Below are 12,218 nucleotides of genomic sequence, written 5' to 3'. Positions count from 1 at the left end.
ATTATACTAGACTTGGAGATATATGTGAAAGTTGATTATTTAATGAACTCAAATGGAGATAACGTGAGCGAAGAAAATAAGTCGAAAGACAGGAAAGAGCCTCGTCGCATTCTAGTTTCAAGTGATAAAAAAACTCTTAACCTTGCTGATAAAGATATCTTAATTGTGGCCTCAAAACTTAAGAAATATATTAAGGATAAGCATGGCCTAAATACTTCTGCAAATGTCATGGAAATCTTGTCTGATATCATTAGAGTAAAATGCGATTCTGCGGCCGAGCGTGCAAAGCAAAGCGGAAGAAAGACACTTCAAGAAAAAGATTTTTAAGTAATGTCCAAATTAGATGAAATAGCCAATAGTGTAGAGCTTTATTCTTCTGAGACGAAGTCGACAGTTACATTGTTTGGAGGAAGTTTTCATCCATTTCATCAAGGGCATCTTGAGTGTCTAAATCAATGTAGTGAGTTTGAAGACAATATTATCATTGTCTTAGACTACAGCCCTTGGAAGTCCAATGAACAAGAGGATCCGTACGGAGAGTATCTAAAGATCAAAGATGCCACAGGAGCTCGATTTCCTATCTATACGGGCTTTTGGGCCCAGAAGCTTAGAAGACCCACATATGAGTGGCTGCAAGAGGTTAAATACCCAAATATTAATTGGTTGATGGGTGATGATACATTTGGCTCATTTCTTAAATGGTTTGAAGTTGAGAAGGTTTGCCAGCTTCTAACTAAAATCTATGTTGTGCCTCGTGATGAGAAAATGGATGAGTATAGGGAAGTGGAAGCTAAGGTAAAAGAGTTTAATTCAAAGCTTGAGGTGATCTATCTTAAGCCTCATGAGTATCAAGAGCTAAGTTCGACAGCGATTCGAAGTAAGTAAAATAATAATTAAATAGTGCGTTGATTTGGCGGCTATGGCGAACCGGTCGGGCGTGAACCCGACCTCTCGTATATTTTGGCAAGCTAAAGACTCCTGCCGATAGAAATAAAAAAGGCTCCGTAAGGAGCCTTCTTTTATTTCTATTACTTAACTTTCCAGTAGTACTCAATAACTAGCTGAGAGTTGAATTCAAATGGTACATCTGATTCAAGAGGAGCAGCAACCATAGTTGCTTTCTTCTTATCTGTACCTTCAACATTGTAACAAGCTGGAACTGCTGCGAAACGTGGAGTTTCTTGAGTTTGCTTGTAAAGTTGGTTGTTATAACCTTTCTCAGTTAGAGAGATAACATCACCTTGGCCAACGATGAAAGATGAACGGTCAACTTTCTTTCCGTTAACTAGGATTTGTCCGTGAGAAACCATTTGAGAAGCTGCCATCATTGATGGTGCAAATCCAAGTCTGAAAACTACGTTGTTCAGTCTTGACTCAAGGTTAGATAGAAGTACTTCCATCCATGGCTTACCAGCAGTGTTCTTCTTAGCTTGCTTAACGTAAGTAACAAGTTGCTTTTCTCTTAGACCGTAGTGGAATACTAGTTTTTGTTTTTCTTTTAGACGAACGGCGTAGTCAGAAATTTTCTTTCTTTTGTTACCGTGTACACCTGGTCCGTATGGACGACGTGCTAATGCACCAGCTTTACCAAGACCTGGAAGTTCAACACCTAGTGCTCTTTGGATTTTAAAGCGTGATCTCGCTGTAGTACTCTTTGCCATTGTTGGCTCCTTTTGAATAAAAAAGACTTTAGGGACAAGGAAAAGTTACATCACATCTCAAAGGCTAACGCCTTAGGCCCATCAATCTTACTTAATATTTTCGGATGTAACTGAAGCTTTATAGCGAACAATGGCCACTATTGTCAATGGGAAAGGATGTAAATATTAGATATTATATAAGTTTCAGAGTTCAGACTTAAAGATATCAAGCACTTGTATAGTTTTACTTCCAGGTTTTCCATTTCCGATCGTTGTATCGTCAACTTTTACAATTGGAACAAGGTATTTTGTTGATGATGTAAGAAAGCATTCGTCAGCTTCTTTAAGCTCACTTCCCGTGAAGTTTACCTCTTCAAATGGGATACCTTGTTCGCCAAGAATACGAATAACATTTTCTCTGGTAATACCTTTAAGAAGTCCAGCTGCAATAGGGGGCGTTTTAAAAACACCATCTTTTACTATCCAGATATTACTCGTTGTACATTCTGTGACATTGCCATCTTGGTTAAGCATGATGGCATCAAAGTAGCCTGCTTCTTTGGCCTCGTTATATGCAAGGATATTATTAAGATAGTTTCCAGATTTGATATTTGGGTCCATCGACTTGACTGGATTTCTAAGAGTTGAAGCGATAATTACCTCAACACCATCTTCATACCAAGTGCTAGGATTTTCAGGAAGCTCTTTACCGATGATAATGACATTTTGATTACTGGCCGCTTGCGGGTCAAGAGTAATTTCTCCCTCTCCTCGTGTGACAATTAATCGTATATAGCATCTGTCATGACCTGCTTCGTGCAGCTTCTTTGCAACGTCTACAATGCGCTTTTCATATTCAGTAAAGTTGAGTTGAAGATGCATGTGCATCTTTAAAGCAGAGTTTTGTAAGCGTTCAAGGTGCTCTTTTAGAAAACCAATTTTACCATTTCTAACTTCCGTTACTTCGTAGACAGAGTCACCGTAGAGGAAGCCGCGATCAAGTACAGATATTTTTGCATCTTCTTCTCGCTCTAGAATTTGGCCATTGATACTTATTACTTTCATGGGAGAATTGCTTTGTATCCTTCTGGGATGATATTCCAGGCGTCATTCTCGAAGCGAATTTCTTTTGTTTCCTTACCCATTAGATAAATCTTCTGGCCACATTGTAGCCACTCGAGGATTCCACCAAATAAATTTGTAAACTTTGTATTAGGATTAGTTTTAGAGAGCTCGAGTATTGCCTTCGTTGAACGAGTTCCAATTGTAGAGTAGACGACAACTTCTTTGCCTTGAAGTTGAGGATAGACTTCATGAAGCTTCGATAAAGGAATTGCGCGTTCAATGTGAGAAACTTCAAATTGATAAATATCTCTTGCATCTACAATTACGAGGCGATTATCTTTTAAACGTAAGCGTCTTTTTAGGTAGTCACAGTCGATATTTTCAACGCTTGGGTACTTCTTAGAAAGGGCGGTTGCCATACTGCCAATAACTTTTCTCTGATCCTTGATTCCATCAGTTCCGATACAAGAAGTTAGCAGAAGTATTGAGAGAACAATATATTTCATAATTTGATCCAAACCTTTGTCATTTAAACAACTTAACTATTTTGATTATCATGCCAAATCTTTAATTATTTGACCATGAATAAAACTTAACCCATAATTTTACTATGCAGAAATTATTTAAAATCTTCATTTTTCTTTACCTTACAATCACTAGTGCTTACGGTGCGTCTCTGAGTCTGGATGACAAAACTGAGCCAATCTTCTACTTGAGAAATTCTACAGGTGAGAACTTAAATGAGCTTTTTTATAATTTGGGTGGGGATGGTTCCACTCCTGAAGCCGCGATTACTCTTTATGTTCCCCTAAGCCTTGGGACGGGAACTCAAGATTTTGCTTATTATACTGCAGACTCTGGGGGGCTAAGCCCAAACTTGGCAGATGAAACATCTGAGTTAGGTGGTCTCTACTTACAAGATGTTGACTCACTTGCTTACACTAATGAAGAGCTTTACGTTGCATTAAAAGATAACGACAATTCAAATCCTGCTTTTCGAATTGTTACTCAAATACCAAGCTCTCAAGTTGAAGCTCCCTTTGTAAGTTTTGCAGATATCTGTTCAACGAGTGAGCTAAATTGTGCTGGTATTACAGACTCTATCGCTTCTATTAAAGACAGTGTTGAATTAGTGTTATTCTTTATGCCTAATGATACTGATTACAGCTCAAATGAAGAAGTAGAGATTCCGGATGCTGTTGGTAGAGCAATCTACTTTAAGCTTGTTATTAGTGCAGCAGCTACTGATATTAGAACTCGTGCAACACTTAACATTATTGGTACATATGCAGGGGATCAGACTGCTGTTATTGAGTACACCGGTGATCATGGTGGTAATGGTGCCTATATTTCTCGAATGGCCCTTTACGTGCAAAGTGGCGGTGGAGTTGTAACGAGAAATATTAATGATATTAGAATTGTTGAAGATCAATCAAATGAAGGTAATGTAAAGGTAACTAACCTTACTAATAATACTACCTACAGTTCGGCAATTTCATATCTTGATCATTTTGGCTATGTCGGTCCAGGGAGTGTGAGTAATGCTGATTTGGCCACGCAAACTGGAAATTATCAACCGAAGCCAATTGAAAAGCTTTTGTCGCAAAATCAGTGCTATCTCGTGACTGCAGGCTTTCAAAGAGATCATTATGTCTTGAATTACTTTCGTGTCATTCGCGATGAGTACTTGATGAAGACGACGCTAGGGGCAGCATTTGTTGATTTTTACTATAGCAGTGCGCCATTTTTTGTTGAAACGATCTTAAATAACAAGGCCTTGGCCTCGATGGTTAAGAGATATAGTTTCTCAATGTATTTTATTTTACAAAATATCCTGTTTATAATAGGATGCATGACTATAATTACGTTGTTAACGTTTAGAAGAGAATTAACATATGCCGTACAAAGTTTTAATCGTCGATGACGAACCAGATATTCTAGAACTATTGGCCGAAGAGCTTGAGTTTGAAGGTTATGAGACAGAGTGCGCCAACTCTGGAAATAGCGCTGTAAAGCTTATCAATAGTGGAAAAACATTTGATGCCATAATTTCTGACTATAAAATGCCAGATGGTAATGGAAAGGTTGTCCTTGATTGCACAAATAGCAACGATAGCCAAAAAGAAAAAGTTTTCTACTTTGTTTCAGGTCAAGCTGATATTTCTTTGAAAGAAGCTATGAAGGAAGGGGTGACTCGTTTCTTTTATAAGCCTTTTGATTTAGATGAATTACTAACAAGCTTAAAAAGAGATTTACAATAAAAAAAGGGACCGTTTGCGGTCCCTTTTTTATTTGGCTAGTTTAGAATTGTCGAATGCGTACCACGTACGTATCGATTTTTTCCGATGTGATCTTCTTTGCTTTCTTCAAGCAGTAGATCCCAAAAACCATCCATCTCATTATATTTGGCCAGTAGCTCATAAGTACGGCCAAGCCCCTGTCTCGAAAAGGCACTTCGTTGAAATTCTACATTTGTACGAAGTGACTCAAATTCACCCTTTAATTGATTTACTGTCTCTTGTGAAAGATCGCTGAACTCTTCTTGCATTAGCTCTAGAATTCTTCCTGCAAGTCTCTTTGGACCAAAGTATGAGGAAATGAATTTCACAAAAACGCTGGCATTAATCTTTCTAAGAATAGGATTTGCTTTGTCATAAAAAGCAGCAAGGAAACACTCATCAATTTGCTGATGTCTTACTTCATCAAGCATATGATAGTAGTGGCATTGCCAAAAGTTCCAGTCCACTTCACCGGCCTTTAGGGCCTTATTGTATTTTTTAGAAATATCTAATGTTCTCTCTTCAAAGAATAGGGCAATCCAAATCCACCATAGAAAGATATTTGGAAATGTCGTAACAACCTTCATGATAAAGTTTTGAACTGGGCCAAGTTTAAAAATGCGAAGAGGACTTTCTTTCGAATAATTTTCTGGCTCTGCCTTCATGAGCATTCTAAGAAAGATTTCACCGTGCTTATCTTCTTCTTCCATAAAGTGATCAATGGCCTCTGTCATTTGAGGATTAAGCTTATAGATTCTTTTACAGCTTTTAAGTGCCGGATTTAGAAGTACATTTTCAAACCAAATAAATTGCTCACAAATAGAGAGTCCAATTAATTGATTGAATCTAAGTTTTTGTGCTTCAGTAAGCAGATCATAACTAGGTAAGTAAGAGATAGTGACCATTTCTTCTGGTGTCCACTTGAGATTCTTATCGATTGGTTTAGACCAATCAAGTGCATCAACAGTGAAAGCACGCTCTACAGATTGCTTATTAAGTTTTTCTAATTTGCTAATAAGTCTTGTTTCCATCTTAGCTCCAATTATGAAAGTACTTGTCTCAGTTCTTCGTTATGATTTTTTTCTAAGTAATTAATTAGGTCTTGAGTTGTTTGACACTGTAAAAAAATTGTTACAGGTAGTTCTTCAAAATCTTCCTTAAGACGTCCAATAAATGACATGGCATCATAAGAATCAAGCCCAAGAGTGATAAAGCTAGTCTCTAAAGTCAGTGTGATCTCTTTTTCATCACTAACTTCAGCAATTGCTTCATTCAAATATTTTAAAATTTGCTCTTTCATCTATTTATCCCAATTTCTCTTTAATTAAGAAATTAAACTTAAATTTATTTTTTATGTAACGAGATACTATAAGATTAAATCGATAATTTTTCTCGATTTTTGTAATTTCTCCGGCCATGTATCTTTTTTGGGCATTTTGGCGTTTTACTTTCCCACTAGTTGTCTTTTTAAGAGTTAGCTCTGGCACTATTGAAATATTGTCTTCTGTGAGTGCTAATTTTGATTTTAGAGCATTTGCCACGTCTTCTTTGACTTTGTTACGGGCCTCTTTTGACTTCTCATTTAGCTCAATGATGAGGTGAGGTTTCTCGCTCTTATCTGTTTGAATTGAAAAAGCAACCATACGCCCAAGCTTTACCGCAGGTACTTTTGCGGCCATAAACTCGATATCATTTGCAAAGATATTAACACCATTGCAGATTAAGAGATCTTTACTTCGTCCTGTTACGTAGAGCCTACCTTCTTCATCTAAGAAGCCTAGGTCTCCTGTGTTTAGCCATCCATCTTCGAGATGAGTTTCTCTACCATAATAGTTAGTCGATACTGATGGCCCTTTTATATAGATTTCACCAACACCTTGGTGTTGATTTCTAATCTCAAGCTGAGTCGGTGCTAGAACTTTACCACAAGAAATAAACTCTTCATCTTTAATCGTGACAGTCTCAAACTGTGTACCAACCTCATGAAAAGTTACTGCAAGAGTCGCTTCTGCTAGTCCATAAACTGGCATAATGGCATTAGTATTGAAGCCATATTTTTCAAAACGATTGCTAAAGGCCTTTAAAACATTGGCCTTAATTGGCTCAGCTCCACATTGAGCAAAGCGTATATGAGAAAGATCAAGACCTTCTAACTTCTTTTCTGGGATTTTAGTTGCACAAACATAATATGCTGAATTTGGGATACAAAGAGCACTACACTTTGTCTCTGAAACAAGGTGAAGCCATTTATGAGGCGCAATGACATAGTCTTGAGTACGAATAATATGACATTCAAGATTCTTTAAAAGAGCAGTGAGCAGACTTCCTATCAGCCCCATATCATGGTGAAGAGGTAGCCATGTACAAATAGAATCAGAATCACTCAATTTGATCCCTTGATTAATTTGATCATTATTTGCAAGTAGATTGCTATGGCTTATCACAACTCCTTTTGGTGCAGAAGTTGATCCTGAAGAAAATTGAATAAAACAAGTTTCACTGCTTTCAGGATTTGCAAATTGTGTTGCCATCTCAGCGTCATTAAATTTTGCTATATTGGTAAAGCCCTCTGGAGAGTTCTTTGCTGCGATATATTTTGTTTGTGCCGCAGATGCGAATTGGAATAGTAATTCTTGGTAATCATCTTTTAGCATTAAGGCACTTGATGCCATTGGTACAGGTACGTTACCTGATAGGATGATACCAAAGAAGTAAGTCACAAAGTTTTCTTCATTTTCAAATGAAAGAATTATATTTTTTTTAGTAATATCATTTGCCTTAATTTTAGAAGCAATGACACGGGCCTTCTCCATAAGCTCATTTATAGAAAGTGAGCTAGCAAGCTTAAAGTTCTTGTAAAAGAAGAGAACCTTCTTTTCTTGATCTTTATTTGAAAGTAGCTTGTCGATGAGATTACGCATTCAGCTGACCTTCTAGGTATGAGATGATCTCAAGTGTTTTATTGAAGATATGTGGCATGAACTCATATTCATTTACACTGTGGCCTACATAGTAGAATAGGACTCGGTTAAGTAGATATTCATTTGCACAAGATAACATATTTTCTAGTTTTTCTTGCTTAGATAGTTCAAGCCCATCTTTTGAGAAGTAATAATTTATATCATTCGCAATTTCACCACTTGGTGTTGTAAAGCTCATGAATTCCACAAGGTCTCTATATGGAGAGTTGTAGCGAGATAGTTCCCAGTCATAGAAGCATGGGCGACCATTTTTAAAACAAATATTTCTTGGATTAAAGTCGTTGTGAGTAAGTGTCTTTGGACCTTCGTTGATGATCTTTGACCATTGTTCAAAAGTATTTAGAACTTCTTCTAACTTTTCCTCTGTCTTTGCACTGATGTAGTTTTGTGCACGAATATAAGTGATAATTGATTTCGTTAAGTCTTTATCAATATTTACTTTTCCAAGGTTAAGAGACGACTCAGAAACTTCTTGTGAATTTGCAAAGTTCTGATGAATCTTAGATATAGCATCAAAAATTAATTCACGAGTTGAGCTTATCCATAATTCTAAACATCCTTGAGTGTTCATTAACTCAATTTGAGAAAAGTTTAAATTTTCTAGAAGAAGAAGGTATGCTTCTTTCTGAGCATTTATATATGTTCCATGAAGCTCTGGCATATAGCGAGAGAAATCCTTTGAAACCATACGGTATGCCTCAATTTCTCTAATATGACATTTCGTAAATTCATTATTGTGAATTGTTTTAATGAATTTTCTTCTGATATCACTATCCGCAAAACCTGCAATAGCCGCAAAACCTGCAATTACGTCAGTATCAAGGGGTTTTGACTTCAGAATTATTTTATCTTCTTTGTTGATCTCTAGTGATGTAAAGCCAAGAGATTTGTTTACCACTCTTGAAGTAGCTTCTGTGATAATTCCATTTTCAATATTAATCTTGTGGTCGTGTTCAATTGACTCACTTTCTTTCACTAGAGTTGACTGATCAGTGAAGTTTTCATTGATAAACTCTTTTGTGATATCTTTCGTTTTAAGCTGATCTTTCGGATTATTTCTACCAAGCTTGTCGTGTGCATAAGCAAACTGTCCACCACAGATGGCCGACATTGTTGAAAGCTCAAGAGATAGCGCCGCTCCAGCTATAATTTTTGCAAACCTTTCGACCTTTCCTGCTCCTGCACAACCGATCGACTTTAAGCAGTCTTTATAGTGACCAAGTCCTGTTCCACCTCCAACAGTTCCAATAACTAGTGAAGGTAGAGTTAAGCTTACGTATAAACCTTTTTCGTGTTTTTCAAAATTTAGAACAGCTGTTGATGACTCATGAATACAAGCAAGATCTTGTCCTGTTGAAGCAAAAATGGCCGCAACAGCGTTGGCAACGTTTACGTTATATCCTGTCATTCCTTCAAGGCGAGTAATAGGTAGTGATCTTAAGTAGAGATTGATGAGATCAGTACTTGATGTTTTCAGAATACGCTTTAATACTTTTTCTGGTACTACACATTCTGCAGTTACATATGTTCCACGAGTCTGCATTGCAGAACCAACAGAAACTTTCTTATCACTTGAACCATTTCCTTCTAAGAAGAATTCAACGAGTTTAATTTTTGAAGTTAAAAGCTCTTCTTTGATCCAAAGACATGATTGCCACGTACAAACAGTTGTCATGTTTTGTCCGGAAGCGTCGGCACACTCATAGATAAATTTCGCGTGAACATTGCGACCGATAAGAACTGGCTTGATCTTTTTTAGATCTGCAAAGTTTGAATACTTTTTAGTAATACTTTTGATCGTATCGAAGTTATCTTCTAGCCATGAGATAAATTCATCAGCATGGTCAATATCATCAAATGTGAAAACAGGAGCACGGTACATACGCTTTCTTAAAACCTTGGCCTTGAAGCCACCACTTAAAGAAACAGCAAGTGCACCACGAGTGATCGAAGAAACTAGAGCGCCCTCTGAGGTTGCAATTGGAATATATAAATCTTCCTTTTCACCTTTCTCATTAATTTTTAATGGCCCACAAATTCCCATTGGAATTGAAATACTTCCAGCATAAGACTCGATATTACCCTTGAGGTTTAATCCATCTAGGTCTGTTATTTGAATTGAGTCGAGATTTTCCCCACACTGGGCCTCTAAAATCGCAATACGATTTAGCCTTGCCGCTTCAGAGTAGTCAAAACGAGATGGGGCCGAAAGCTTCTGCTTTACGACTTTTGCTTCCTGCTCAGAAGCTGAATTTGTGCTAATTTCATTGATCTTCATAGTTCAAATATAGCTTATAAAGATGAACGAGAACGTTTGATTGAAAATTGTACTATGGCCGTCTACACAGTAGACGGCAGTTTTATACTAGTAAAATCAGTGATTTAGATAGTGAATAGGTGATAGTAGCGAGTTTTCTGCGAAATATCTTTCGCAAATAGTGAGGGAAGGTTCCCGTCTCGCATCAAGCATAGATAAGCTTGCTCATAATGAGATCTTACTTGGGGGATAATTTCCTTAAGTAGGTAAATGAAGCTTAGCCCCATGTAACGATGATCTGGATGGACTCCCATAGTCTTAATTAAGAGCCTCTTTATATTTGTTGCTGTGGGATCCACAAAATTTAGGATGATCCCAATAATTGAATTGTCTGCTTTTGAAATTAGAGCACGTGAGGTATGAGGACAAATAAGGCCAGCCGCTTGTTGGCCATACTTAAGTTTGAATGTTTCAAATGAAATTGGTGAGTAGGCGATATTCTCTCCAAAAACTTGATCAGCACTTTGGTAAAATCGTTCAAGGTTATCAAGCCAAAATTGTCCATCAATTACTTTTAGGTCATAATTTTCAGTCATTGGTGAATCATCAATTTCATCAAATTGCTCAGACCATTTTAAGAGCTTATCAAAATCATTAATTTCATAAGTTACATAACTCTCAAAGATCTCACCATGAGACTTCAGTAATTCGTACAACTCTTTGTCGTAAGGGGGCTCCATTAAGTGATGAGGTAGATCTTCATTCTGTTTTAAGCGGTAGCTATTATATGTAGAAAGATTTAATGGCCCAACCATCTTTTCGCTTACATACTTTTGACGATAATCTTTGGCGGCTTCAATAAAGCTTTGTGATAGCTTCCCATTACAAAAACCAAAGTACGCTTGCTTATCAATAAGAAAGAAAATTGCTGAAGCATCGCCATCAACAAATTGTTCAATACTTGAGATTGCTTCGTTATCTTTAAAAAGAAGGAACTCTTGTTTTTGCTCTTGGGTAAGTCGGTCTAAATTAATTTGCATAAACACCTACAATAAGAGCGATATAAAGTAGGAGAGCGAAGAGTCCGAATGACTTTTCATTCTTCTTACGTCCTTCAAGACTTGGTTTTTTTAAATATTTAAAAAGTGTCGATTGAGCAGCTGCAAAACCTGCGATACCCATTGCAGCTAGAATTGATCGTAGATTCGGCATTAGTGGGATGAGATAAAGAAAACATCCAAGAGTTATCATATTCATTAATGTGATAATGAGAACGCTTCCACCTGTGCCATAAATCTTTGTATATGAGTCAAGTGTTTCAGTCTCTTCTTCAGGGCCACGAGTCTTTCTTGTAAATTCATATGAGAAACCTGATGCAAAAGACATGGCAAGAATAAGATAAACATAGAATTCAAATGTAGGAACCTGCCATTTTGCCGACATAATCCAAATAATAATAAGAGGAGAAACGAGCATGTGGCTAATTGAATAAAGCGTTAAGCGCTTTTCTAGCCATGTACCAATAAAGAACTCCTTGGCCATAAGTATGGACCACAGATAAACAGCGCCGTAGCAAATAAGCGTTAAATAATTATTTGAAATTAAAGCAGAATAAATTAATCCAATAATAGTAAAAACTGCAGCAATAATATCTAGGTGCCAAAGTTTAATGAGGCCTCTTTGGAGCGCACGCTCTGGGTGATTAATACAGTCAACTTTGAAATCTTTATGTTCATCAAATACTCTTAATACAAAGTAGTGTCCGACTACAGCAATTGCCCCTAGGATATCTAATGGTGTAAAATCTAATGCTTTATCTTGTAAGAACAGAGCAAGGCGACTCATGACAAAGAAAGTGATTAGACCGGAGATGACATTGGCCATTGGGAAGCGCTCGTTTGACCAAGCTAAATATCTCTTAATAAATGAATCTTCTGTTGTAATATGACTTATATCTTTGCTCATACATCCTCATCTGAATTTATTTTCTTTGTAC

Annotated in this window: 13 protein-coding genes; 4 read left to right on the top strand and 9 right to left on the bottom strand. The window is 37.0% G+C overall.

What is annotated here, in order from left to right; genetic code table 11:
* Positions 1 to 24: 24 nt before the first annotated feature.
* Positions 25 to 327 carry a hypothetical protein gene (locus ACMAYL_RS11060; protein WP_103219129.1) on the top strand — a complete coding sequence of 101 codons (303 nt, stop codon included), beginning with the start codon at positions 25 to 27 and terminating at the stop codon, positions 325 to 327.
* 3 nt (positions 328 to 330) lie between these two features.
* Positions 331 to 885 (top strand): adenylyltransferase/cytidyltransferase family protein, encoded by a 555-nt coding sequence (locus ACMAYL_RS11055; protein ID WP_412471089.1) that lies wholly within the window; start codon positions 331 to 333, stop codon positions 883 to 885.
* Between the two features lie 143 nt (positions 886 to 1,028).
* Here ACMAYL_RS11055 and rpsD read toward each other — a convergent pair whose 3' ends face one another.
* From rpsD to ACMAYL_RS11040, 3 genes are all read right to left on the bottom strand, one after another.
* Entirely contained in the window at positions 1,029 to 1,661 is a 633-nt protein-coding gene (gene rpsD, locus ACMAYL_RS11050; protein ID WP_103219131.1) for a 30S ribosomal protein S4, read from the bottom strand.
* Positions 1,662 to 1,844: 183 nt separating this feature from the next.
* Positions 1,845 to 2,705, bottom strand: coding sequence for an aminotransferase class IV (locus ACMAYL_RS11045; protein WP_412471088.1), 861 nt, complete (start codon positions 2,703 to 2,705; stop codon positions 1,845 to 1,847).
* Positions 2,702 to 3,211, bottom strand: a complete 510-nt coding sequence (locus ACMAYL_RS11040; RefSeq protein WP_103219133.1) for a rhodanese-like domain-containing protein — start codon at positions 3,209 to 3,211, stop codon at positions 2,702 to 2,704. Before ACMAYL_RS11040 ends, ACMAYL_RS11045 begins: the two co-directional genes overlap by 4 nt.
* 104 nt (positions 3,212 to 3,315) lie before the next feature.
* Here ACMAYL_RS11040 and ACMAYL_RS11035 point away from each other — a divergent pair, with 104 nt between their 5' ends.
* Both ACMAYL_RS11035 and ACMAYL_RS11030 read left to right on the top strand, forming a co-directional pair.
* Entirely contained in the window at positions 3,316 to 4,629 is a 1,314-nt protein-coding gene (locus tag ACMAYL_RS11035; protein ID WP_412463127.1) for a CFI-box-CTERM domain-containing protein, read from the top strand.
* Positions 4,601 to 4,966 carry a response regulator gene (locus tag ACMAYL_RS11030; RefSeq protein ID WP_392992403.1) on the top strand — a complete coding sequence of 122 codons (366 nt, stop codon included), beginning with the start codon at positions 4,601 to 4,603 and terminating at the stop codon, positions 4,964 to 4,966. The genes ACMAYL_RS11035 and ACMAYL_RS11030 overlap by 29 nt, the downstream gene beginning before the upstream one ends.
* A gap of 35 nt (positions 4,967 to 5,001) precedes the next feature.
* On the opposite strand, the gene ACMAYL_RS11025 is transcribed toward ACMAYL_RS11030, so the two are convergent.
* The 6 genes from ACMAYL_RS11025 to ACMAYL_RS11000 form a co-directional block, all read right to left on the bottom strand.
* Positions 5,002 to 6,015 (bottom strand): diiron oxygenase, encoded by a 1,014-nt coding sequence (locus ACMAYL_RS11025; protein WP_412470089.1) that lies wholly within the window; start codon positions 6,013 to 6,015, stop codon positions 5,002 to 5,004.
* An 11-nt stretch (positions 6,016 to 6,026) separates the two neighbouring features.
* Complete coding sequence (locus ACMAYL_RS11020) at positions 6,027 to 6,284, bottom strand: acyl carrier protein (protein WP_103219138.1); 258 nt, start codon at positions 6,282 to 6,284, stop codon at positions 6,027 to 6,029.
* A gap of 4 nt (positions 6,285 to 6,288) precedes the next feature.
* Entirely contained in the window at positions 6,289 to 7,905 is a 1,617-nt protein-coding gene (locus ACMAYL_RS11015) for an AMP-binding protein (protein ID WP_103219139.1), read from the bottom strand.
* Complete coding sequence (locus ACMAYL_RS11010) at positions 7,898 to 10,243, bottom strand: phosphotransferase (RefSeq protein WP_412470088.1); 2,346 nt, start codon at positions 10,241 to 10,243, stop codon at positions 7,898 to 7,900. Before ACMAYL_RS11010 ends, ACMAYL_RS11015 begins: the two co-directional genes overlap by 8 nt.
* Before the next feature lie 104 nt (positions 10,244 to 10,347).
* Positions 10,348 to 11,262 carry a hypothetical protein gene (locus tag ACMAYL_RS11005; protein WP_412471087.1) on the bottom strand — a complete coding sequence of 305 codons (915 nt, stop codon included), beginning with the start codon at positions 11,260 to 11,262 and terminating at the stop codon, positions 10,348 to 10,350.
* Positions 11,252 to 12,187, bottom strand: a complete 936-nt coding sequence (locus ACMAYL_RS11000; RefSeq protein WP_412471086.1) for a hypothetical protein — start codon at positions 12,185 to 12,187, stop codon at positions 11,252 to 11,254. The genes ACMAYL_RS11005 and ACMAYL_RS11000 overlap by 11 nt, the downstream gene beginning before the upstream one ends.
* Positions 12,188 to 12,218 lie beyond the last annotated feature (31 nt).

Origin of the sequence: Halobacteriovorax sp. RT-2-4 (assembly GCF_047085445.1) — a bacterium.
In the GTDB taxonomy this organism is placed as follows: domain Bacteria; phylum Bdellovibrionota; class Bacteriovoracia; order Bacteriovoracales; family Bacteriovoracaceae; genus Halobacteriovorax_A.
Note: the sequence above shows the minus strand (reverse complement) of the source record. Positions and strands in the feature narration are given on the sequence as shown.

Bases quoted from the DNA above. Each gene is read 5' to 3' on its own strand.
- ACMAYL_RS11020 (WP_103219138.1), bottom strand. From the start codon at position 6,284: ATGAAAGAGCAAATTTTAAAATATTTGAATGAAGCAATTGCTGAAGTT.
- ACMAYL_RS11000 (WP_412471086.1), bottom strand. From the start codon at position 12,187: ATGAGCAAAGATATAAGTCATATTACAACAGAAGATTCATTTATTAAG.
- ACMAYL_RS11010 (WP_412470088.1), bottom strand. From the start codon at position 10,243: ATGAAGATCAATGAAATTAGCACAAATTCAGCTTCTGAGCAGGAAGCA.
- ACMAYL_RS11005 (WP_412471087.1), bottom strand. From the start codon at position 11,262: ATGCAAATTAATTTAGACCGACTTACCCAAGAGCAAAAACAAGAGTTC.
- ACMAYL_RS11035 (WP_412463127.1), top strand. From the start codon at position 3,316: ATGCAGAAATTATTTAAAATCTTCATTTTTCTTTACCTTACAATCACT.
- ACMAYL_RS11025 (WP_412470089.1), bottom strand. From the start codon at position 6,015: ATGGAAACAAGACTTATTAGCAAATTAGAAAAACTTAATAAGCAATCT.
- ACMAYL_RS11040 (WP_103219133.1), bottom strand. From the start codon at position 3,211: ATGAAATATATTGTTCTCTCAATACTTCTGCTAACTTCTTGTATCGGA.
- rpsD (WP_103219131.1), bottom strand. From the start codon at position 1,661: ATGGCAAAGAGTACTACAGCGAGATCACGCTTTAAAATCCAAAGAGCA.
- ACMAYL_RS11030 (WP_392992403.1), top strand. From the start codon at position 4,601: ATGCCGTACAAAGTTTTAATCGTCGATGACGAACCAGATATTCTAGAA.
- ACMAYL_RS11015 (WP_103219139.1), bottom strand. From the start codon at position 7,905: ATGCGTAATCTCATCGACAAGCTACTTTCAAATAAAGATCAAGAAAAG.
- ACMAYL_RS11055 (WP_412471089.1), top strand. From the start codon at position 331: ATGTCCAAATTAGATGAAATAGCCAATAGTGTAGAGCTTTATTCTTCT.
- ACMAYL_RS11045 (WP_412471088.1), bottom strand. From the start codon at position 2,705: ATGAAAGTAATAAGTATCAATGGCCAAATTCTAGAGCGAGAAGAAGAT.